We start from the raw sequence: 21,281 nt of genomic DNA on the forward strand, positions 1-21,281 counted from the left end.
TGCGACTTGACGCGATTCCGTCAAGTCGCAAAACGCGTTAGGCCCGGTGCCGGAGCGGCCTCAAACCCCTGTGGTGAGGCCGGTCTTGCCCTCGATCAGCCCGCGGCGCTTGGCGAGCGCCTCCCAGGCATGGTCCATGAACACCCGCACTCGGGCCGACTGCTTCAGGTCCGGATGCGTCAGCAGCCAGAGGGGCGCGTCCATGGCCTCGATCGGGGCCGACAGCCGGGTCAGGCTGGAGACCTGGTCGCCGATGAAGCAGGGCAGGGGCGCGAAGCCGATGCCGGCTTCGATGGCCTCCGCCACGCCGAGCACGGTGTTGATGCGCATCACCACCCGCTCGTGCGCCACCTCCCTCTCCATCCAGCGCGCCGGCTGGATATGGGCGAGGTTCTCCCCGAAGCCGACCCAGGGGCCGGAGAGGGCGTCGATCAGGTCGCGTCCGGCGAACTGCGCCTGCCCGTAGATCGCCCAGGCGATGGTGCACAGCTTGCGGCCGACCAGCGTCTCCGGCGGCGCGGTGGCGGCACGGATCGCCACGTCGGCATCGCGCTTCGACAGGTTCAGCGTCGCGTTGGCGACGACCACGTCCAGGCGGATGTCGGGGCACGCCTTCAGGAAGCTGGCGAACACCGGCGTCATCAGATGGACCATCAGCGTGTCGTTGGTGGTGACACGCAACTCGCCCGACGGTTTGATGTCGCGCCCGGCGACGCGGCGCTCGAAGCCGGTGATCTCGCCGCCCATCCGCTCGGCCAGCGCTACCATTTCCTCGCCCGCCGCGGTCAGGGCATAGCCCTGGCGGCCGCGCTCGAACAGGCGCGTCCCAAGCGCCTCCTCAACCGCGTTGATGCGGCGGAACACGGTGGAGTGGTTGACGCCGAGCGCATCGGCTGCCCCCACCAGCGAGCGCGCCTGCGCCACCGCCTGGACATAGCGATAATCGTCCCAGGAGGTCTGGGCGCGGGCAGGGGACGGCGTCGATGTCATGGCGGTTCATCCGCTTGCATTCCTGCAAACAGATGCGCTGTGGCGATGGCCTTGGCAAGCGCCGGGCCGCGCCGTCCTCAGGCGGCGGCCGGCCGCGTCACCGGCTTTTCCACGATCGGCAGGTTGATCACCGCCGAGGCGATGCCCAGCGCCACCGACAGCCACCAGACCATCGTGTACGTGCCGGTCTGGACATAGATCAGACCGCCGAGCCAGACGCCGAAGAACGAGCCGACCTGATGGGAAAAGAAGGCGAAGCCATAGAGCATGGCGAGGTAGCGCGTGCCGAACATCACCGACACCAGCGACGAGGTCGGGGGTACGGTCGACAGCCAGAGGAAGCCGGTGAGCGCGCCGAAAGTCAGCGCCGTGGCGGGTGAGGCCGGGAGCATCAGGAAGGCGACGGTGACGAGGCTGCGGGAGAAGTAGATGAAGGCGAGGATCCAGCGCTTCGGCATGCGGTTGCCGAGCCAGCCGGCGGTGAGCGAGCCGGCGATGTTGAAGATGCCGATCGTGGCGATGGTCCAGCCGCCGACCCAGGCCTCCAGGCCGAGGTCGCCGAGATAGGCCGGCAGATGCACGGTGATGAAGGCGATCTGGAAGCCGCAGGTGAAGAAGCCGAGGACCAGCATCACATAGGAGGGATGCCGGAACGCCTCGCGCAGCGCCTGCACCACGCTCTGGTCGCGCTCGCCATCCGCCTTGCGCGCCACCGGCCGTGTCGCGATGGCGACGGAGAGCGGAATCGAGGCCAGCATCAGCACGCCGAACACGATCAGCGTCTCCTGCCAGCCGACGGAACCGATCAGGCCGACGGAAAGCGGCGCGAACAGGAACTGTCCGCAAGAGCCCGCCGCCGTGCCGAAGCCGAAGGCCATGGAGCGCTTTTCCGGGGGCAGCAGCTTGCCGAAGGCGGCGAGCACGATGTTGAAGGAGCAGCCGGCCAGGCCGAAGCCGATCAGCACGCCGGCCGAAAGGTTGAGCGCCATCGGCGTCGCCGACCAGGCCATCAGGATCAGCCCGGCGGCGTAGAGCAGCACGCCGGTCGACAGCACCTTCGTCGTGCCGAAGCGGTCGGCGACCGCACCCATGAACGGTTGCCCGACGCCCCAGAGCAGGTTCTGCAGGGCCAGGGCGAAGGCATAGACGTCCCGGCCCCAGCCGTTGGTGGATATGACCGGCGTCTGGAAGAAGCCGAGCGCCGAGCGGGGTCCGAAGGTGAGCACGGCGCAGACGCAGCCGCAGGCGATGATCACTGCCGGCGTCCGCCAGCTGCGTTGCGATGCGATATCGGCGGCGCTCATGACGGCCCTCCTCGGGCGATCACGTTAGCGCGGCATGGGTCGCCGCGTGCATGAAATCCGGTTATGCGGACCATCACCGACGTGCATGATGGCTGGGCGAAGGCGTCCGTGTGAAGCCGCCCCGGAGACGGCCGGCGCGGGCCTGCGACGGCGGGGATGGACGCGTGTGTAGCGGCCGGGTGGACCGCGCCGCGATCGCAGCCGGCCCGGCCTATCCCTCGATCCTGGAAAAATCCGCCACGGTACGGGTCGCGGCGCGCATCTCGTCCAGCAGCTTCAGGCGGTTGGCGCGCAGGGCCTTGTCGTCGGCATTGACCAGGATCGTGTCGAAGAAGGCGTCGACCGCCGGGCGCAGCCTTGCCAGGGCCGCCATGGCAGCCTCGAAGTCTTCGCCCGCCACCGCATCGGCAACGGACGCCTTGGCGGTCTGCAGCGCGGCGTGCAGGGCCTTCTCCTCGGCCTCGGCCAGCAGCGCGGCCTCGGCCCCGCCGGCAAAGGCGCCCTCGCCGTCCTTCCTCTCCTCGGCCTTGAGGATGTTGGCGGCGCGGCGCGTGCCGGCCAGCAGCGACCGGCCGTCCTCGGTGTCGAGGAAGCGGCCGAGCGCCTCGACGCGGCGCACGATCAGGAGAAGATCGTCCTGGCCGCCCAGGGCGAAGACCGCATCGACGAGATCGTGCCGCGCGCCCTGCTCGCGCAGTTGCACCTTCAGGCGGTCGGCGAGGAAGGCGAGGAGGTCGGAGACCACGGCGCGATCGCCATTGCCGCCGATCCGCTGCAGCTGGCTCCCGATCAGCGGGGCGAGCGACAGGCGCAGGCCGTTGTCGAGCACCGTCCTGATGGCGCCGAGGGCAGCGCGCCGCAGGGCATAGGGGTCCTTGCTGCCGGTCGGCTTCTCGTCGATGGCCCAGAACCCGGCCAGCGTGTCGAGCTTGTCGGCGAGGCCGACCGCGATCGCGACGGGCTCCGCCGGCACATGATCGCCGGCCCCCTTCGGCCGATAGTGATCCTCCACCGCGGCGGCGACAGCGGCGTCCTCGCCCTGGGCTGTGGCGTAGTAACGCCCCATCAGGCCCTGCAGCTCGGGGAATTCGCCGACCATCTCGGTCATCAGGTCGGCCTTGGCGAGATGCGCCGCACGCTGGGCTTTGGCGGTGTCGGCGCCGACGAGCGCGGCGATTTCGGCCGACAGCGCCTTGATCCGCGCCACGCGTTCGGCCTGGGTGCCGAGCTTCTCGTGGAACACCACCTTGAGGTCGCTGAGCTTCTGCAGGCGCTGGTCCAGCGGCCTGCCGGCCGTCTCGAAGCCGGGCAGCGGCTTGAGGTCGGTCTCCCAGAAGAACTTGGCGTCGGAAAGCCGGGCCCGGATGACGCGCTGGTTGCCGGCGACGATCTCCTTGCCGCCGTCCCGCGCCTCGATGTTGGCGACCATGACGAAATGGTTCGACAGCTTGCCGGTGGCGGGGCTGCGGACCACGAAGCACTTCTGGTTGGCCCGGATCGTCGCCTGGATCGCCTCGTCCGGCACGGCAAGGAAGGCTTCGTCGAACGAGCCCATCAGCACCACCGGCCACTCGACCAGGCCGGCGGCCTCGTGCAGCACCGCCTCGTCCTCGACCAGCTCCAGTCCCTGGGCGAAGGCGAGGTTGCGGGCGTCGGCCAGGATGATCTCGCGCCGCCGTGCCGGATCGAGCACGACCTTGGCCGCCTCGAGCTTGGCGACATAGTCGTCGAAATGCTTCACTCGGATCGGACCGCCGGACATGAAGCGGTGGCCGCGGGTGATGTCGCCGACGCTGACGCCCTCGATCTGGAAGCCGATCACCTCCGGATCTTCGGTCTCCGGCCCGAAGGTGCAGACGATCGAGTGCAGCGGCCTGACCCAGCGCAGGCTGCCCGAGCCCCAGCGCATCGACTTCGGCCAGGGGAAGCCCCTGACCACCTCGGGCACGATCTCGGCGATCAGGTCGGCCACGGCCCGGCCGGGCCGTTCGATCACGGCGACGTAGAACTCGCCCTTCTTCGGATCGCTTTCGATCCTGGCCTGATCGATCGAAGCGAGGCCTGCAGCCTTGAGGAAGCCTTGCAGGGCCGCGTCCGGCGCGCCGACGCGCGGCCCCTTGCGCTCCTCGCGCGTGTCGGGCTGGCGTACCGGCAGGCCGCGCACGGTCAGGGCCAGGCGGCGCGGCGTGACATAGGCCGAGGCGCCCTCGTACAGAACGCCCCGCTCCACCAGGGCGTCGGTGACGAGCTTCTTGAGGTCGTCCGCGGCCTTGGCCTGCATGCGGGCGGGGATTTCTTCGGAGAAGAGTTCGAGGAGGAGGTCGGGCATCGGACTTGTCGGGTCGGAGGATCGGGCTGAAGGGGTAGAGGCGGCCGGACGTTCAGGCGCCGGGGCCGCCGCCGGCCTCCGTCTTGATCCAGGCCTCGCCGCAGGCCTTGGCCAGCTCGCGCACGCGCAGGATGTAGCTCTGGCGCTCGGTCACCGAGATGGCGCCGCGCGCATCGAGCAGGTTGAAGCGGTGGCTGGCCTTGATGCACTGGTCGTAGGCGGGCAAGGCCAGTTCGTGGCGATTGCCCTTGTCGCCGGCAGCCAGCAGGGCCCGGCACTCCTTCTCCGCATCAAGGAAGTGCTGCTTGAGCATGGCGATGTCGGCGTGCTCGAAATTGTGGCGCGAATATTCCTGCTCCGCCTGGAGGAAGACGTCGCCATAGGTGACCTTCTCCGCGCCGTCGCGGCCGTTGAAGTTGAGGTCGTAGACGTTCTCCACGCCCTGCACATACATGGCCAGGCGCTCCAGGCCGTAGGTCAGCTCGCCGGAGACGGGCGTGCATTCCTGGCCGGCGACCTGCTGGAAATAGGTGAACTGCGACACTTCCATGCCGTCGCACCAGCATTCCCACCCCAGGCCCCAGGCACCCAGCGTCGGGCTCTCCCAATCGTCCTCGACGAAGCGGATGTCGTGCAGCAGCGGATCGACGCCGATGGCCGCGAGCGAGCCGAGATAGAGCTCCTGCAGGTCGGGCGGCGAGGGCTTCAGGATCACCTGGAACTGGTAATAGTGCTGCAGGCGGTTCGGATTCTCGCCGTAACGCCCGTCCTTCGGCCGGCGCGAGGGCTGGACATAGGCGGCGTTCCACCGCCGGGGGCCGAGCGAGCGCAGCGTCGTGGCCGGATGGAAGGTCCCCGCGCCGACCTCCATGTCGTAGGGCTGCAGCACCACGCAACCATAGTCGGCCCAGTAGTGCTGCAACGTCAGGATCAGTCCCTGGAACGAGCGTTCCGGGCTGTTATGGGCGGGGAGATCGGCCATGGTGCCTCGCGGGGGCGCAGTTTGCGGCGCACCCTAGCCATGCCGCCCCTCAAGTCAAGGAAGGCACCGCCGTTTCGGCAGCGCCGGGAGTCTCAGCGATGAGGCCGCCACTCGCCGGTGACGGGGTCGCGCCGCAGTGTCTGATAATCCCTGGTGCGGACCGGGACGGCATCGAGCTCGCGGTTGACCCGTTGCCATTCGCGGCGAAGGAAGCGCACGGCGACGACGGCAACGGCGACCGTGGCAACGGCGGCAAGGACTGGCTGCATGGCGATCCTCTCGTTTGAACGGCACTATAATCCGAAACGTGCCCAGATTGCACGCGTTTCGATAGCCGCAATCGTGTCCTCGGCCAGGCTCGCCTCGGCGAGGCGCGAGACGCCGGCGACGCGCCGCGACAGGAAGCTGCGTTCGGGGGCGACGACTTTGAGCCTGAGCTTGTCGCCTAGACGCCGGCGCAAGGTCGAGCGGATGTCGCCGAGCCCGTCGGCGAGGCCGAGCTCGACGGCCCGGCTGGCGGTCCAGAAGGCGCCTGAGAACAATTCGTCCTCCGTGCCCTTGAGCCGGTCACCGCGCCGCTCCCGGACAAGGCCGATGAACAGGGCGTGGATGTCCTGCTGCAGCGCCTTGAGGCGCGCCACGTCCTCGGGGTTCTCGGGCTGGAAGGGATCGAGCATCGCCTTGGAATGGCCGGCCGTGTGCACGCGCCGCTCGACGCCGAGCTTCTCGATCAGGCGGTCGAAGCCGAACGAAGCCGAGACCACGCCGATCGAGCCGAGGATCGAGGTCGGGTCGGCGATGATCTCGTCGGCTGCGCAGGCGATCATATAGCCGCCCGAGGCCGCAACGTCCTCGACGAAGGCATAGACCGGCAGCTTCTTCTCGTCGGCCAGGTCGCGGATGCGGCGCATGATCAGGTGGGACTGCGCCGGGGCGCCGCCCGGCGAATTGACAACCAGCGCCACGGCCTTGGCGCCCTTCACCGAGAAGGCACGCTCCAGCGCATCGGCGATCCTTGCCATGCTCAGGCCGCTGCGCAGGGGGGAAGCCGCGCCGATCACGCCGGACAGGCGCACCACCGGCACCAGCGGTGCCGGCTCGCGCCAGCGGGCCGGCAGGAGCCGCCGCAGTGCGGCGAGGGGGCGGCGGCTTCGGGCCCCACCCGGCAAGGTGGTCGCATCGCTCATCGCAGTCTCCGGAGGGCTCGGCTGTGCCGCGGGATGTTCATGTCGATGAACCCGGGATTAACGGCATGATCAAGCCTCATTCAGTCCGTCGGACAATAATGCTAATCCTATATCCCCGGGCCGGCCCAGCGGGCGGGAAAGCCAGGTTGACCGGAAGCAGCAATCGGAGGAAGCATCCATGCTCCGCAAGATCATGTTCGTCGTCGCCCTCGCCTTCGGGCTCGGCGGCGCCGGTCTTTCGACAGGCTCGGCTCGCGCGGCGGTTGTTCCGGGTGGCGGCGGTGTGACGAAGGCGATCGATGTGACCGCTCCGACGGTGACGAAAGTGGATTACCGTTACGGTCATCGTCGCTACTACGGCAATCGCGGCTATTACGGCCACCGCGGTTATTACGGTCACCGAGGCTACTATGGTAATCGTGGTTATTACGGGTATCGCGGTTATTATCGGCCGCGGTATTATGGGCCCCGGTATTACGGGCCAGGGTATTATGCTCCTGGGGCATATTATTATCCGCGCTGCCGTATCGTCCGGAAGTGGAGCTATGCCTATGGCGGTTGGGTCGCCCGTCGCGTTTGCTACTGATCCGCTGGGCGCCTGGGCCCGGCCGCCCCGTGATCGGGCCGGCATATTCCTCAAGGCCTCGCTTCGGCGAGGCCTTCGTTATGGGAACCAGCTGACCGTGGTCTCGCCGCGGTGAAGGGCTGCGGCTTCGGCGGTGAAACCGCCCGAGCCCTCGTGCAGCACCAGCGGCGGCAGCAGGACGAGGGGCGCGCGGCTGCCGGCCACGGCCCGCATCAGCAGGCGCGTCGCCGGCCGCTCCGGCTTCGGCAGGACGGGCTTGATGCGAATGTCGCCGAAGCGGCGGGCGAGGGCGGCGAGCAGGCGCGGCAGGGCATCTGTCCGATGGATCAATGCCAGCACCCCGCCGGGGCGGATCAGGGAAGCTGCCGCCCTGATCCACGCCTCGTCGGCCTCGCCCTCAAGCAGATGAGCCTGGCGGCGGTAGGCCTGGGGCGATGCTCGGACCGTGCCGGGCAGGTGGAACGGCGGGTTCATGATGACGATGTCGGCGCTGCCCGGGACGAGGCCGGCCGCGGCGCGGTGCCTGCCCGGCGCGGTGATGTCGACCTCGACGACGCGGGCTCCGGCAAGGCCGTTCGCTGCCGCGTTGAGGCGGGCGAGCTCGGCGATGGCCGGGTCCCTTTCGACCAGCACCAGCCGGGAGCTCGGTGCGCGCACCGCCACGGCCAGCCCGGCGGCACCGACGCCGGCGCCGAGGTCGAACACGGTATCCGCCGCCTGCGGCGACACGCTGGCTGCCAGCAGCACGGCGTCGGTGCCGGCCCTGTGGCCGCCCGGCGGCTGCAGCAGGGTCAGCCGTCCGCCGAGGAAGGCATCGCGCGTCGGCCCAGTGCTCACGCCGGCCTGAGCTCATGCGCGAGCCCGGCGTCGCGAATCAGGGCTCGCGCCCGCAGCGCTTCGTCCGAATCGACCAGGATCCGTCGCGGCAACATGCCGATCGAGCCCTCCAGAACGCTCATATGAGTATCGAGCACCATATAGGTGATGTCCGCCCCGGCGAGCAGCGCCTCGATATAGGATATCAACACCGCATCGTTGGTTCGGATCAGTTCTTCCATGGGACGATTGTGGGTCCTCGCCTCGGGATAAGCAACGAGGAGATGCGGCGCAGCGTGGTCTGACGCAGCGCGACAAGAGGGTTCTTGTGCCGGGCGCTGCGCGTTTCTATGGTGCGCGCGTTCAGCGGAGGTTTCCTGTGGGCGTTGTCGTTGCATTCGAGGACAAGGTGGCAGCCGGCGGATCGATCGAACCGATCGTCGCCCTGACCAAGGCCGACATGGCGCGGGTGAACGCCACCATCCTGTCGCGGACCGGGTCGGATGTGACGATGATCCCCGAAGTGGCCAACCATCTCATTTCCTCCGGCGGCAAGCGTTTGCGGCCGATGCTGACGCTGGCGACCGCTCAACTGGCCAATCATGACGGCGACGGCCATATCAAGCTGGCGGCTTCGGTCGAGTTCATGCACACGGCGACGCTGCTGCATGACGACGTGGTCGACGAGAGCGACATGCGCCGCGGCAAGCCGGCCGCCCGCATGGTCTGGGGCAATGAGGCGAGCGTGCTGGTCGGCGACTTCCTGCTTGGTCAGGCCTTCAAGATGATGGTCGAGGTCGGCTCCCTGCGCGCGCTCGACATCCTGTCGAGCGCGGCGGTGGTGATTGCCGAGGGCGAGGTCGCCCAGCTCGCCGCCGCCAAGAACACCGCCACCACGGAAGACGATTATCTCGCCGTGATCCGCGGCAAGACCGCCGAGCTGTTCGCCGCCGCCTGCGAGGTCGGGCCCGTGCTGGCCGACCGGCCCAAGGACGAGCAGGCGGCCTGCCGCTCCTTCGGCATGAATCTGGGCATCGCCTTTCAACTGGTCGACGACGCTCTCGACTATGGCGGCTCGGACACCCGGCTCGGCAAGAATGTCGGCGACGATTTCCGCGAGGGCAAGATCACCCTGCCGGTGGTGCTGGCTTTCCGGCGCGGCAACGAGGCCGAGCGCGCCTTCTGGCGGCGCACCCTCGAGGAGGGGAAGATCGAGGAGGGTGACCTCGATCAGGCCTTTAGCCTAATGCGCCGCCACCGCGCCCTGGAGGACACGATCGAGCGTGCCCGCCATTACGGCGCCATGGCCAAGGATGCGCTGGCTCTGTTCCCCGACGGCGCCATGAAGCGGGCGCTGATCGATGTGGTCGAGTTCTGCGTCAACCGCACGCACTGAGCCCGGCCCGAGACTTTCTATTTCCTGACGGTCCTCCCGGGGCCGTTTTCTGATGCGTGTGCCGTCGAGATGCGTTGCGAGAGTCGGAAGCCCGTTTCGGAACATTCGATCGGCTTGGACGTGTCGGCATCGGGGAGGGGATGGCTCTCTATCGGCGCGGAGCATGGATGCGCCTTGTCGGAATTCCCTCCGACCTGAGGGACGACGGCGACCTTGCCACGAGGAGCCTTTTTCGGGCTTGCCAGGGCAGGGTGTTTCCCGTGGCGGGCATCGAGCAAGGCCGGATCGAGCTTCACGTCGGCGATATCGTCGGTGAGAAGGACTTCATGCATTCGATCTATGTCGAGGCGGAGCTTCTCGAGACGGTCGACCCTTCGTCGACGTGAGCCGGCCGCATCCGTCGCAACGCCGTTCTTCGAGACAAGAAAAAAGCCGCCCGAAGGCGGCTTTTTTGATTCGCGTCCGAAGATCCTTGGCTCAGTTGAGCTTGGTCTTCACTTCGTTGATCGCCGAGCCCATCAGGTCGGCGGCGCCATGGGCTCCGCCGGACAGGATCGAGGAGGCGGCGGAGACGGCGGCGTCCGCCGCGGCAGCGCGAACCTCGGCCAATGCCTGCGACTCGGCCTGGGCGATCTTCTGCTCGGCGAGCTTGGTGCGACGGGCGACGAAGTCCTGCACCTTGGCGACCGACTCCACCTTGAAGCGCTCGGCTTCCTGCTTGGCGGCGGCGACGATGGCCTCGGCCTCGGCTTGCGCTTCCTTCTGCTTCCTCTGGTACTCGGCGAGCAGCTTCTGCGCTTCCTCGCGCAGCGACCTCGCCTCGTCCAGCTCCTTGCGGATGGACTCGGCGCGCTTGTCGAGCGCCTTGGTCAACTGGCTGAAGCCGCCGACCTTCCAGACGATGGCCAGGAAGATAACCGTGGCGACGAGGACCCAGAATTCGGCGCCGGCCGGATTGAACAATTCCATCGGCCCCTCCTATCGCGACACTGCGGCGTCGACCGCTGCCTGCACCGCGCCGGCATCCGGCGTCTTGCCGGTGAGCTGCTCGATGATGGCAGTGGTGGCGTCGGCAGCGATGCTGCGGACATTGCCGAGCGCGGCGGTCTTGGTCGCGCCGATTTGCGTCTCCGCCGCAGCGAGCTTGGTGGCAAGCTCGGCCTCGAGCGTCTTGCGCGTCGTCTCGGTCTCGGCCGCCACGGCGTCGCGGGTCTGCCCGGCGATGGTCTGAGCCTCCGAGCGGGCCTTGGCCAGGGACTGCTCGTAGGCGGCGACGGCCGCGTCGCTGTCGGCCTTCATCCGCTGCGCGTCTGCGAGGTCGGATGCGATCTTGCCGTTCCGAGCCTCGATGATGCCGGCGACGCGCGGCAGCGCGAGCTTGGACATCAGATAGTAGAGCAGCGCAAAGGCAATCGCCAGCCATACGAGCTGCGAAGCGAACGTCGCGCTCTCGAACGGCGGGAACGCGGCCTTTTCGCCATGCCCGCCGGCCGGAACCTCGGTTCCTGCATGCGTGGTCTCAGCCATGAAGCAACACCTTCAGCGGTCGGTGGGTGTCGGTCGAGGATCCCCGCAGCCCGACGGCGGAGGGGATCGCCGGGCGACGCCTCAGACCGCGAACAGGAGGAGAAGGGCGATCAGCAGCGAGAAGATGCCCAGAGCTTCGGTCAGGGCGAAGCCCAGAAGCAGGGTGCCGCGCTGGCCGTCGGCCGCCGACGGGTTGCGCAGGGCGCCCGAGAGGAACTGGCCGAACAGGTTGCCGAGGCCGATGCCCGCACCAGCCATGCCGAGGCAAGCGAGACCGGCGCCGATGTACTTGGCTGCGACGGGATCCATGGAACACTCCTATTGTAAGCTGAGGTTTGGAGGGAGACGGTCTGCTCTCAATGCCCGGGATGCAGGGCGTCGTTGAGATAGATGCAGGTGAGGGTGGCGAAGACGTAGGCCTGGAGCGCCGCGACCAGGAGTTCCAGGGCGATCAGCGCGATGGTCAGGATCAGCGGCAGGGGCGAGAGCACCGCGAACACGCCGGCGCCGGCCAGGGCGACCACGAAGCCGGCGAAGATCTTCAGAGCGATGTGGCCCGCCAGCATGTTGGCGAACAGACGCACCGACAGGCTGATCGGGCGCGACAGGAAGGAGATGATCTCGATCGCGACCAGCAGCGGCAGCAGCCAGACCGGCACGCCCTTCGGCACGAACAGGTGCAGGAAGTGCATGCCGTGCTTGTAGAAGCCGTAGATGATGACCGTGAGGATCACCAACAGCGCCAGCGCCACGGTGACGATCAGATGGCTGGTCACCGTGAAGAAGCCCGGGATCAAGCCGAGCAGGTTGCAGATCAGCACGAAGGCGAACAGCGAGAACACCAGCGGGAAGAAGCGCATGCCGTCATTGCCGGTGGAGCTGCGCACCGTCCCGGCAACGAACTCGTACATGCTTTCGGCGACCGACTGCCAGCGCCCGGGAACCACGGCCCGCGCCGCGGTGCCGCCCAGCATCAGCAGGGCCACGATGCCGACGGCGATGAACATGAAAAGGGCGGAGTTGGTAAAGGCGATTTCATGCCCGCCGATCGTCGCGATCGGAAAGAGCGTCTTGATCTCGAACTGATGTATCGGATCCATCGCCAGCTCGGCCCTTTGTCACTTGCGCGGAGCTCGCCCCGCCTGGTCATTTCTCTTTCCGGGCAGCGCGCTGCCCAGCATTCCCGCCGCTCGCATCACGTTCATGATGCCGGCGCCGAAGCCGAGCATCAGGAACACGATCATCCCCCAGGGAGACGTGCCGAGAAGCTTGTCCATCAGCCAACCGACCCCAAAGCCGGCCAGGATGCCGGCAATGAACTCGCTCGACAGCCGCATCGCCTTGGCGAGGCCCGACGCATCGGAGCCCTGGCCGCCACCGGGCGCAGACGCGGTGTTCTCCGCGGCCTTGTCCGGGCCGAGGCGTTCACCGAGCCGACGCAGGCGCTCGGATAGTTCGGCTTCGCTGGGATTGTCGCCGGTCCCGTGACCTGGCCGGTTCGCCCCGTCGCTCGCCATGGCGGCAACATGCTCCCTGGCCGGCGGCAGAAGCGCCGGATACCCCCCTCGAAAGTCGGGCGGACCATACTCATGGCCCCCTGCGGTGTCAAGGACGGTTGATTTTGATCTAAGGTATTGAACAGAAATTGGAAAATGGCCAAACTGGCCGTGTTGCGACAATCGTGCTCCAGCAGCCAATCATGGCGCCCTTTTGTCCGTGATGCCGCGAAGCTGCTTTTTTCGGTTTCGTCCGGGCTGGAAGGGGCCGCCGGCACCGGCTGTCCACAGGCTTGGCCGGCCCGGCCTATTCGGCCGCCTCGCGGAACTTCTCCGCCTCGCTGAGATCGACCGAGACCAGCTGGCTGACGCCGCGCTCGGCCATGGTGACGCCGAACAGCCGGTTCATCCGCGCCATGGTGATCGGATTGTGGGTGATGGCGACGAAACGGGTTTCGGTCTGCCGGGTCATCTCGTCCAGCAGTTCACAGAAACGCTCGACATTGGCATCGTCGAGCGGCGCATCGACCTCGTCCAGCACGCAGATCGGCGCCGGATTGGTCAGGAACACGGCGAAGATCAGCGCCATGGCCGTCAGCGCCTGCTCGCCGCCGGAAAGCAGCGACAGGGATTGCGGCTTCTTGCCCGGGGGGCGGGCCAGCATGTCGAGGCCGGCCTCCAGCGGGTCATCCGAGTCGGTGAGCTGCAGCTCCGCGGTGCCGCCGCCGAACAGGGTGCCGAAAAGGCGCTGGAAATGGCCGTTGACCACGTCGAAGGCCGCAAGCAGGCGCTCGCGCCCTTCCCGGTTGAGATTGGCGATGGCCTGGCGCAGCCGCTTGATCGCCTCGACCAGGTCGTCGCGCTCGGCGACCAGCTCGTCGATCTGGGTCTGCACCTCGCGCTGCTCCTCCTCGGCCCGCAGGTTGACGGCGCCGAGGCGCTCGCGGTCGTGCCGCGCCAGGTCGAGGGTCTTCTCGACCTGCTCGCGCGGCGGCAGCGTATCCTGGGGCGTCAGGCCGGCGATCTTGAGCAGGGCGGCCGGCGCCGCATCGAGCGCTTCCTGGATCGAGCGGACGATGCCGGCGCGGCGGGTGCGCAGCGCCTCCAGCCGCTCTTCCGAGCGCGCCTGCTCCTCGCGCGCGGCGCTGTGGGCCGCGAGGGCCTCGCGTCCGCGCTGGTTCGCCTCGGCCAGGGCGGCCTCGGCCTCGCCGAGGCGATCGGCCGCGGCGCGGCGTTCCGCCTCCGCCTTGGCCTGCTCGGCCACCAGGGCGCGCCGCTTGGCGGCGAAGGCGGCCGGAGCGTCGTCGAGCTCGACTCGTTCGGCGCGCAGTTCCTCCTGCCGTACCGTCAGCGTCTCGATCTGCGCAGTGCCGCCGTGCTGGCGCTGCTCCCAGGATCCGCGCTCGGCGGCGATGGCGGCGAGGCGCTTCTCGCGCTGTTCCTTCTCGCGCGCCAGGGACTGCACGAGGGTGCGCGCCTCGGCCACTTCGGCCCGGCGCTGCGCCACCTCGCTGCGCAACTGGTCGAAGCGCCCCTGCAGGGCCGTTGCCTCGGGCAGGGCGGCGATGGCCGATTCGGCCTCGTACTGGGCTTCGGCGGCCTCGTCGCGGCTGGCGGCGAGGCGGGCCTCGGCCTCGGCGACGGCCGAGAGGCGGCTGGCGACCTGCGATACCCGGCGTTCCGCCGTGGCCAGGGCCTCGCGGGCCTGATCGGCGGCGCGGGTCGCGGCACGCCAGGCTTCGCGGCGCAGGCGCTCCTGCTCGCCCGCCTGCCGCAGCGCCGCCTGTGCCGCCTCGGCCGCCGCCCGGACCGGGCCGACGGCCATGCGCGCCGATTGCGCCTCATCCTCCAGATCCGCCAGCCGGTTCTTCTCTGCCAGCCGCCGCGCCGCGGCGGACGGGGCGTCGGCGGCTGCGACGAAGCCGTCCCAGCGCCAGAGATCGCCGGCGCGGCTCACCAGGCGCTGGCCCGGCTGCAGGAGCGGCGCCAGGCCGGCGCCGTCCGCCCGGGCGACGATGCCGGTCTGTGCCAGTCGCCGATGCAGCTCGGCGGGCGCCTCGACGAAATCGAGCAGCGGCTCGGCGCCCTCCGGCAGCGTCGGATCGCCGGCCGGCGACACGGTCCCGGCCCAGCGGGCCGGGGCCCTGGGATCGGTGGGGGCGTCGAGATCGTCGCCCAGCGCCGCGCCGAGCGCCGTCTCGTACCCCTTGGCGACGCGGATCGCGTCGGCCACCGGCGCATAATCGGTCCCCCCCGGCGCCAGCAGCAGCTTGGCCAGGGTCCGGGCCTCGGTCTCCAGACGGCTGGCCAGGCGCTCCGCATCCTGCAGCGGCCCGCGCGAAGCCGCCTCGGCCTCGCGGGCACGGGCATGTTCGATCTCGGCATCGGCGGCCTGCTCCTCGGTGAGCAGCAATCCTTCCTGGGCCGATTCGAGCGTCATGCGCAGATCCTCGACCGCGCCGGGGTCGCCGGCCTGGGCCGCCAGCGCCTGCTTCTCGCGAGCGATCTCGGCGAGCTGGGCTTCGGCGCGCGCGCGCCGCTCGCCGGCCTCGCGCAAGGTGCGCTCGGCCTGTCCGCGCTGGGCCTGGGCTTCGGCCAGGGTCCGCTGGGCCTCGCCCATGGCGGCCTCTCCGGCGGCGAGCGCCGCTTCGCTGGTCGTCAGCCGGGCCGCCGCGGCGGCGGTCTGCTCGCCATCGGCGGCGTCCCGGGCCAGTTGCGCCGCTTCCCCGGCCAGCCGTTCCAGCACGATGGCGGCGTCGGCGATCAGCGCCTTCTCGCGGGAGATGTCGGAGTCGCCCTGCGCGATGCGCCGGTCGAGCTCGGTGAGGCGGCCGGAGGCGCGCCGCTCCTCCTGGTCGAGCGCCTCGCGCGCCAGTGTCAGGCGCTGCAGCGCCGCAGCGGCGGCGACCTCGGCCTCGCGCAGCGGCGGCAGGCCGTGTGCCGCGACCGCCGCCAGGCGCGCCGCCTCCGACTGGGCCCGCGTGCGCTCGGCCACGGCGCGCATGTCGCGTTCGAGGCGTTTCTCGGCGTCGATCACCTGCGTGCCCGCCTCCTCGAAGGCGATATGGAACAGCAGCGCCTCGGATTTGCGGATCTCGGCGGTCAGGCTGCGATAGCGCACCGCCTGGCGCGACTGGCGCTTCAGGCCGTCGAGCTGCGCCTCGATCTGGACCAGCACGTCCTCCAGCCGGCCCAGATTCTGCTCGGCCGCCTGCAGGCGCAACTCCGCCTCGTGGCGGCGGCTGTGCAGCCCGGAAATGCCGGCGGCCTCTTCCAGGATGCGGCGGCGCGACTGCGGCTTGGCGGCGATCAGCTCGGCGATCTGGCCCTGGCGCACCAGCGCCGGCGAGCGCGCGCCGGTGGAGGCGTCGGCGAAGATGAGCTGCACGTCCCTGGCGCGGACCTCGCGCCCGTTGATGCGGTACTGCGAGCCCTTCTCGCGCTCGATGCGGCGCGAGATCTCCAGGATGTCGGTGTCGTTGAAGGCGGCCGGCGCCGTGCGGTCGCGATTGTCGACGGTGAGGGTGACCTCGGCCGTGTTGCGCCCGGGCCGCGAGCCCGAGCCGGCGAAGATGACGTCGTCCATCTCGGTGGCGCGCAGGCTCTTGTGGCTGCTCTCGCCCATCACCCAGCGCAGCGCCTCGACCAGGTTGGACTTGCCGCAGCCGTTCGGCCCCACCACGCCGGTGAGGCCGGGCTCGATCAGGAAATCCGACGGCTCGACGAAGGTCTTGAAGCCGAGGAGCCTGAGTTTGGTCAGTCGCATAGAAAACCCCGCGGCGCGGGGGACGCGCCTACGACTTCAGGAACGGCGCGACGGCCTTGTCGAATTCCTCGACCGAGAGCTCGCCGCCGTAACGCTTGCCATTGACGAAGAAGGTCGGCGTGCCGTCGATCTTGAACACGTCCGAACCCCGCTGCTTCACCGCCATCACGCCATCATAAAGCGTCTGGTCCTTCAAGCAGGCGTCGAAGCGTTCCTGTGTAAAACCGGCCTGCTTGGCGATCTGCATGAGGTTCGGCAGCACTTGCGAGCCGTCGACGAAGGCCCAGTTGGCCTGCTGGGCGAAGAGCACGTCGATCAGGGCGTAATACTTGTCGTCACCGGCGCATCGCGCCAGCATGAATCCTGCGGTGGCGCGCGGGTCGAGCGGGAATTCACGCATCGTCCACAGCACCTTGCCGGTATCGATGTATTTTTCCTTGATCGTCGGGAATACGTCCTTCTGGAACTTTGCGCAGTGCGGGCAGGTCATCGAAGCATATTCGTAGACCTTGACCGGCGCGTCGGCCTTGCCGAGCATCATGTCCTTGATCGGTCCCGGCACGGCGAGGTCGGCCGGGCTGGCGTCCTCCTTGCCCTGGGCCAGGGCAGGCAAGGCGGCGAGGGCCGGCGAGGCGGCGAGGGCGGCAAGAAGCGCGCGGCGGGAGAACATGAACGGAGCGTCCTTCGTGGTGCGGCCGCAGCCGCCGGGATCCAATCTGCGGTCATCGAGCCTGCCGATCATGGCAGCAGCGCGCCCATAGCACGGGAAACCCTGCGCAGGGAGCGGGGGAGGGCGAAGTTCCGGCGCCGACCCACGCAATTGTGAATGCCGTTTCGACGAATCACGCCCCTGGACGCCGAGGATGACTGGCAGCGGGCGAGGCCGATCCGCGGCGTCAGCCCTTCCTGTCGGGCCGCGCCGATGATTTCGCCCCCATCACGCCGCGGCCCAGCCTTTCCAGCGCGGCCCTGAGGCCGTCATCGGCGATGCCGGCGACCTGGCCCGCCAGCGCCCGCTCGCGCGCGGCATCCAGCGGCTGCAGCCGCGGCGACGCCTTGGGGCGCGGCGCCTCGACCGGCCCCTGCCGGAGCCGCAGCTTGCCGATGCAGCGCCAGCCGAACACCGCGTTCACCCGCTCGACGATCTGCGCCGCTCCCATCTCCACCTCGAGGGCGAAGGCGCTCTCCACTTTCAGGACCAGCGTCGCAGGCTCGGGCGGCGCGTCGGGCAGGGCGGTCTTGGGGCGCGGCGGCCAGAGCACCCGCACCGGCATGGAGCGGGCGGCGAGGCGCTCGCCGGCGATCTCGGGCCAGCGGGCGAGGATGTCGGCGGCGGCAAAGCCCTGCGCCTTCAGCGCGTCCTTCAGGGCCGGCCGCACGAGATCGGAGAGGGGACGCGCCACGCGGGGCTTGTTCATGCCGGACATCCTGTGGGATGAGGCCCCGGCAGGTTTCCGCGCCGCCGACGGTGTGGCGTGGAAACGGTGCGGAGACTCAAACCTGGGGCCTGTTCCCGCGAATCGGGACAGGGCGGCCGATCACAGTACAGGCTCTCCATGCTTTCTAAGGCAGATGCCCCGCTCGAGCCAGTCGCGGCCGGCGACCTCCTGGTCTGGTACGACCACAATCGACGGCGCCTGCCCTGGCGGGCCCTGCCGGGGGAGGCGGCCGATCCCTACCGGGTCTGGCTTTCCGAGATCATGCTGCAGCAGACCACGGTGAAGGCGGTCGGCCCGTATTTCCAGGCCTTCTCAACCCGCTGGCCGACAGTGGCGGCGCTGGCGGCCGCCGACAGCGAGGACATCCTGAAGGCCTGGGCCGGGCTCGGCTACTACTCGCGGGCCCGCAACCTGATCGCCTGCGCCCGCACGGTGGTGGAGCGCCATCACGGCCGCTTCCCCGACACGGAGGAGGGGCTGCGCGCCCTGCCGGGCATCGGCGCCTACACCGCGGCCGCGATAGCCGCCATCGCCTTCGATCGTCGCGCCGCCGTGGTCGACGGCAATGTCGAGCGGGTCGTGGCGCGCCTCCATGCCCTCGAGACGCCGCTGCCGACCGCCAAGCCGGAGATCCGGCGCCTGGTCGACGCCATGACGCCGGCCGACCGTCCCGGCGACTTCGCGCAAGGCATGATGGATCTGGGGGCGACGCTGTGCACGCCCCGTCGCCCGGCCTGCGGCCTCTGCCCCTGGATGCGCTCCTGCGCGGCGCGCGCTGCCGGCGCGGCCGAGGGCTTCCCGCGCAAGCTGCCCAAGGCGGCGCGGCCGCTGCGGCGCGGCGCAGCCTTCTGGCTCACCCGGCCGGACGGCTACGTGCTGGTGCGCAAGCGTCCCGACAAGGGGCTGCTCGGCGGCATGACCGAGATCCCGTCCAGCCCCTGGACCGAGGATTTCGACCTGGCCCGGGCGGCCGACCATGCCCCGCTCAAGGCGCGCTGGCGCAAGCTCCCGGGCGAGGCCCGCCACGGCTTCACCCATTTCGAGCTGGTCGCCACGGTCTTTGCCGCCGATGCGCTGACGACGACGCGCCCACCAGAGGGCTGCCGCTGGGTGCGTCTCTCCGACCTCGACGGCGAGGCGTTGCCGACGGTGATGCGCAAGATCGTCAGGGTGGCACGCGGCTGAGCCGCTACCCCGTCTGGAACGGCGTCGGATCCATGAAGCGCCTGAGCACGTTCCAGGTGATCCTGGAGACGTTGTTGTCGTAGCCGTTGTGCGACAGCGACCCACACCAGGCGATCGAGGCGGTTGCGAACAGGGCCCCGCCTGACGGGGTCTCGCCGAAGGCGAGATCCGCCTTGACCCGGGCGTTGACGTCGCCGCCGAGATTGGGCGGCACCACGCCGAACTCCTCGTTGACCAGCGTCATGGTCGAGGAATGGCCGTCGGAGGAGGCCAGGCGCAGCATGTTGGGCGGCGAGCCGAGCGCGGTGGTGATGCAGTCGAGCTCGATGCCGGCGGCGCCGCCGCCGATCAGGCCGAAATCGCCGATGATCTCGTCGGGCACGTCCTCGAAGACGAAGGCGGCGCGCGGATTGTCGGCATCCGGCGCCCTCCGGTAGTAGGAGGAGGTGTCGAAGCCCTGAGCGATGAAGCCGACGCCGCAGATGACGTTCGGCGCCCGGCCGACCCGCCGCCACAGCCCGCCATACTCGCCGTTGAAGCTTTGGAAATATTCGCCCGGCTCGGCGATCCAGGTGCGGATGCCATCCTCGGCCCGCCTGAGCTCGATCACCCCCGGCAGGTCCTGGTGGAAGGCGATGCGCCAGTACCAGCCGTTGCCGCCCATGTACATCAGCCGGCCGCCGCGATCGATCCAGGCCTTCATCGCGTCCCACATCGCGGTCGAATGGTATTCGGGATGGGTGCCGGTGAGGATGACGCCGTAGTCGCGGATCAGCTCGTAGCCTTCCTGGTGCAGGTCCTCGTCGGTGATGACGTCGTAGTCGACCTGCCTGTGATCGAGCCAGTCGAACAGGTGGGTGTCGGCATTGTACTGGTAGAGGGCCGAGCCGTGGCCGCCGAGCCAGGAATGATAGCGCGGGGAGAAGTTCAGCACCGGCCGCAGCCGGCTGGAATAGGCCACGCCCGAGCCGTCGGCATGGCAATCGTAGAGAGAGCCGCCGAGCTCGGGATGGTCGTAGAGATAGAGGTCGGAATGGCCGAAGGGCAAGAGCCGGTTCATCTGCAGCTCGGCGCCGCGGGAGGTGATGTGCTCGCCGTGATTGGCATAGGCGATGTAGGAGGCGGTCGGGGCAAGGAACGCCACCCGGGGACGGGCCGGACCGGCGCCGCGCCGGCGTGGCGGGCGCACGAAGAAGGCGAGATAGTCCTCGCGCGTCGCCGTCTCGTCGCTGTCGCCGCAACGGACGTGCAGGGCGTAGGGGCCGCTCCTCGTATCCTCGGGGACGACGAGGCTGACGGAGGTCTCCCAGCCGGCGTCGTAGACGTCGTCGTGATGGAAATGGACGGCGCCGTATTCCTCGGGCCGGCGGCGCCAGTCATGCTCCTCGCCGGTCCAGTTCCAGCCCTTCATCGCCCGCGTCGGCAGGTGCTCCAGCCGGCCGTGGTGGCGCGAGGGGCCGATGTCGACGGCCCGCGTCGTGCCCATGTCGCGGGAGAAATCCCAGCGGGCGATCACGGCCTCGGCCAGATCCGCCGGCGGGCGACTGCGTAGCAGCGCGTCGTGCCGGTCGGCTGCGTGCACGCCGGCGAGGAACATCGGCCCGTCGATCTTGCCGTCGAAATGCCCGCCGACACCGCCGCCCGCGTTGGGGGTGCCGGCCAGCAGAAGGCCGGTGACCGGTGGCGGCGCGACATCGAGGACGCCCTCGAAGCGGCCGCGGTCCTGGACATGGGCATAGGGCTGGAGCGGGCGCTGGTCGAGCACGACGCGCCGGCTCGCCGGGTCGACCGAGACGGCGAGCGCGTACCATTGCCGCACCAGCATCGGCCGGTCGACCGTGACCGTGCGCGCCGGGCCGCTACCGTCCGCCACCGTCAGCGCCAGCCGTCCGCCGTCGGTGATGCCGATGCGCCAGCCGCGGCCGCCGGCCGCGTCCCACTGCGCCGCCAGGGTCTGGTCGGAGCGCTGCGGCAGGGTCGGCCAGACCATGGCGAAGAAGGTGAAGGCGCCGGCGGCCAGCGCCGGCATCGTGTCGGCCGCCATGTAGGAGCCGGCGTCGATGCGCTGCGGCCGTCCGCCATGCCTCCCGTCGGCATTGCTCGGCACATGGCGGAACTTCAGGCCTGGCCCGTCCGGATTGCAGTCGCCGTGCACGACCCGCACCAGGCGGGATTCGAAATGCGAGCCTTCTTCCAGCGAGATCTTGAAGGCGATGGTCTCGCCCGGCGCAACGGAATAGCGATCGGGATAGCCGGTGATCTGGAGCATGGCGGCGGG

General features: G+C 69.3%; 21 protein-coding genes. 4 read left to right on the forward strand and 17 right to left on the reverse strand.

Annotated elements, in window-relative coordinates:
* Positions 1 to 60 precede the first annotated feature (60 nt).
* The 6 genes from AC27L4_RS03170 to AC27L4_RS03195 form a co-directional block, all read right to left on the reverse strand.
* Positions 61 to 990, reverse strand: coding sequence for a LysR family transcriptional regulator (locus tag AC27L4_RS03170; protein WP_487140498.1), 930 nt, complete (start codon positions 988 to 990; stop codon positions 61 to 63).
* A 77-nt stretch (positions 991 to 1,067) separates the two neighbouring features.
* A complete protein-coding gene (locus AC27L4_RS03175) occupies positions 1,068 to 2,294 on the reverse strand; it encodes an MFS transporter (RefSeq protein ID WP_487140499.1) in 1,227 nt (408 codons plus the stop codon).
* Between the two features lie 211 nt (positions 2,295 to 2,505).
* Entirely contained in the window at positions 2,506 to 4,623 is a 2,118-nt protein-coding gene (gene glyS, locus AC27L4_RS03180) for a glycine--tRNA ligase subunit beta (RefSeq protein ID WP_487140500.1), read from the reverse strand.
* A 52-nt stretch (positions 4,624 to 4,675) separates the two neighbouring features.
* Positions 4,676 to 5,605 carry a glycine--tRNA ligase subunit alpha gene (locus tag AC27L4_RS03185; RefSeq protein ID WP_487140501.1) on the reverse strand — a complete coding sequence of 310 codons (930 nt, stop codon included), beginning with the start codon at positions 5,603 to 5,605 and terminating at the stop codon, positions 4,676 to 4,678.
* A gap of 92 nt (positions 5,606 to 5,697) precedes the next feature.
* Positions 5,698 to 5,874, reverse strand: coding sequence for a hypothetical protein (locus tag AC27L4_RS03190; protein WP_487140502.1), 177 nt, complete (start codon positions 5,872 to 5,874; stop codon positions 5,698 to 5,700).
* Between the two features lie 24 nt (positions 5,875 to 5,898).
* Positions 5,899 to 6,792, reverse strand: a complete 894-nt coding sequence (locus tag AC27L4_RS03195; protein WP_487140503.1) for a S49 family peptidase — start codon at positions 6,790 to 6,792, stop codon at positions 5,899 to 5,901.
* 178 nt (positions 6,793 to 6,970) lie between these two features.
* On the opposite strand from AC27L4_RS03195, the gene AC27L4_RS03200 reads away from it, so the two are divergent.
* Positions 6,971 to 7,378, forward strand: a complete 408-nt coding sequence (locus AC27L4_RS03200; protein ID WP_487140504.1) for a hypothetical protein — start codon at positions 6,971 to 6,973, stop codon at positions 7,376 to 7,378.
* Between the two features lie 78 nt (positions 7,379 to 7,456).
* On the opposite strand, the gene AC27L4_RS03205 is transcribed toward AC27L4_RS03200, so the two are convergent.
* Both AC27L4_RS03205 and AC27L4_RS03210 read right to left on the reverse strand, forming a co-directional pair.
* Positions 7,457 to 8,215, reverse strand: a complete 759-nt coding sequence (locus AC27L4_RS03205) for a tRNA1(Val) (adenine(37)-N6)-methyltransferase (RefSeq protein WP_487140505.1) — start codon at positions 8,213 to 8,215, stop codon at positions 7,457 to 7,459.
* Positions 8,212 to 8,436 carry a putative signal transducing protein gene (locus AC27L4_RS03210; protein ID WP_487140506.1) on the reverse strand — a complete coding sequence of 75 codons (225 nt, stop codon included), beginning with the start codon at positions 8,434 to 8,436 and terminating at the stop codon, positions 8,212 to 8,214. Before AC27L4_RS03210 ends, AC27L4_RS03205 begins: the two co-directional genes overlap by 4 nt.
* A gap of 137 nt (positions 8,437 to 8,573) precedes the next feature.
* Here AC27L4_RS03210 and AC27L4_RS03215 point away from each other — a divergent pair, with 137 nt between their 5' ends.
* Together AC27L4_RS03215 and AC27L4_RS03220 are read left to right on the forward strand one after the other, a co-directional pair.
* Complete coding sequence (locus tag AC27L4_RS03215; protein ID WP_487140507.1) at positions 8,574 to 9,590, forward strand: polyprenyl synthetase family protein; 1,017 nt, start codon at positions 8,574 to 8,576, stop codon at positions 9,588 to 9,590.
* A 260-nt stretch (positions 9,591 to 9,850) separates the two neighbouring features.
* A complete protein-coding gene (locus AC27L4_RS03220) occupies positions 9,851 to 9,976 on the forward strand; it encodes a hypothetical protein (protein ID WP_487140508.1) in 126 nt (41 codons plus the stop codon).
* Between the two features lie 91 nt (positions 9,977 to 10,067).
* On the opposite strand, the gene AC27L4_RS03225 is transcribed toward AC27L4_RS03220, so the two are convergent.
* From AC27L4_RS03225 to AC27L4_RS03260, 8 genes are all read right to left on the reverse strand, one after another.
* The gene (locus AC27L4_RS03225) at positions 10,068 to 10,559 is read right to left on the reverse strand and encodes a F0F1 ATP synthase subunit B family protein (RefSeq protein ID WP_487140509.1); all 492 of its coding nucleotides are present in this window, start codon (positions 10,557 to 10,559) and stop codon (positions 10,068 to 10,070) included.
* Between the two features lie 9 nt (positions 10,560 to 10,568).
* Complete coding sequence (locus AC27L4_RS03230) at positions 10,569 to 11,117, reverse strand: F0F1 ATP synthase subunit B (RefSeq protein ID WP_487140510.1); 549 nt, start codon at positions 11,115 to 11,117, stop codon at positions 10,569 to 10,571.
* An 81-nt stretch (positions 11,118 to 11,198) separates the two neighbouring features.
* On the reverse strand, positions 11,199 to 11,426 hold the full coding sequence (locus tag AC27L4_RS03235) for a F0F1 ATP synthase subunit C (RefSeq protein WP_091831801.1): 228 nt from the start codon (positions 11,424 to 11,426) through the stop codon (positions 11,199 to 11,201).
* Positions 11,427 to 11,473: 47 nt separating this feature from the next.
* Complete coding sequence (locus AC27L4_RS03240; RefSeq protein ID WP_487140511.1) at positions 11,474 to 12,217, reverse strand: F0F1 ATP synthase subunit A; 744 nt, start codon at positions 12,215 to 12,217, stop codon at positions 11,474 to 11,476.
* Positions 12,218 to 12,235: 18 nt separating this feature from the next.
* Positions 12,236 to 12,634 (reverse strand): AtpZ/AtpI family protein, encoded by a 399-nt coding sequence (locus AC27L4_RS03245; RefSeq protein ID WP_487140512.1) that lies wholly within the window; start codon positions 12,632 to 12,634, stop codon positions 12,236 to 12,238.
* 286 nt (positions 12,635 to 12,920) lie between these two features.
* Complete coding sequence (gene smc, locus AC27L4_RS03250; protein ID WP_487140513.1) at positions 12,921 to 16,379, reverse strand: chromosome segregation protein SMC; 3,459 nt, start codon at positions 16,377 to 16,379, stop codon at positions 12,921 to 12,923.
* Positions 16,380 to 16,407: 28 nt separating this feature from the next.
* Positions 16,408 to 17,049, reverse strand: a complete 642-nt coding sequence (locus tag AC27L4_RS03255) for a DsbA family protein (RefSeq protein WP_487140514.1) — start codon at positions 17,047 to 17,049, stop codon at positions 16,408 to 16,410.
* A 226-nt stretch (positions 17,050 to 17,275) separates the two neighbouring features.
* On the reverse strand, positions 17,276 to 17,797 hold the full coding sequence (locus AC27L4_RS03260; protein ID WP_487140515.1) for a DUF721 domain-containing protein: 522 nt from the start codon (positions 17,795 to 17,797) through the stop codon (positions 17,276 to 17,278).
* Between the two features lie 138 nt (positions 17,798 to 17,935).
* On the opposite strand from AC27L4_RS03260, the gene mutY reads away from it, so the two are divergent.
* The gene (gene mutY / locus AC27L4_RS03265) at positions 17,936 to 19,003 is read left to right on the forward strand and encodes an A/G-specific adenine glycosylase (protein ID WP_487140516.1); all 1,068 of its coding nucleotides are present in this window, start codon (positions 17,936 to 17,938) and stop codon (positions 19,001 to 19,003) included.
* A gap of 4 nt (positions 19,004 to 19,007) precedes the next feature.
* Here mutY and AC27L4_RS03270 read toward each other — a convergent pair whose 3' ends face one another.
* Positions 19,008 to 21,272 (reverse strand): N,N-dimethylformamidase beta subunit family domain-containing protein, encoded by a 2,265-nt coding sequence (locus AC27L4_RS03270; protein ID WP_487140517.1) that lies wholly within the window; start codon positions 21,270 to 21,272, stop codon positions 19,008 to 19,010.
* Between the last annotated feature and the right edge of the window lie 9 nt (positions 21,273 to 21,281).

Source organism: Labrys sp. Lb11 (assembly GCF_057554225.1).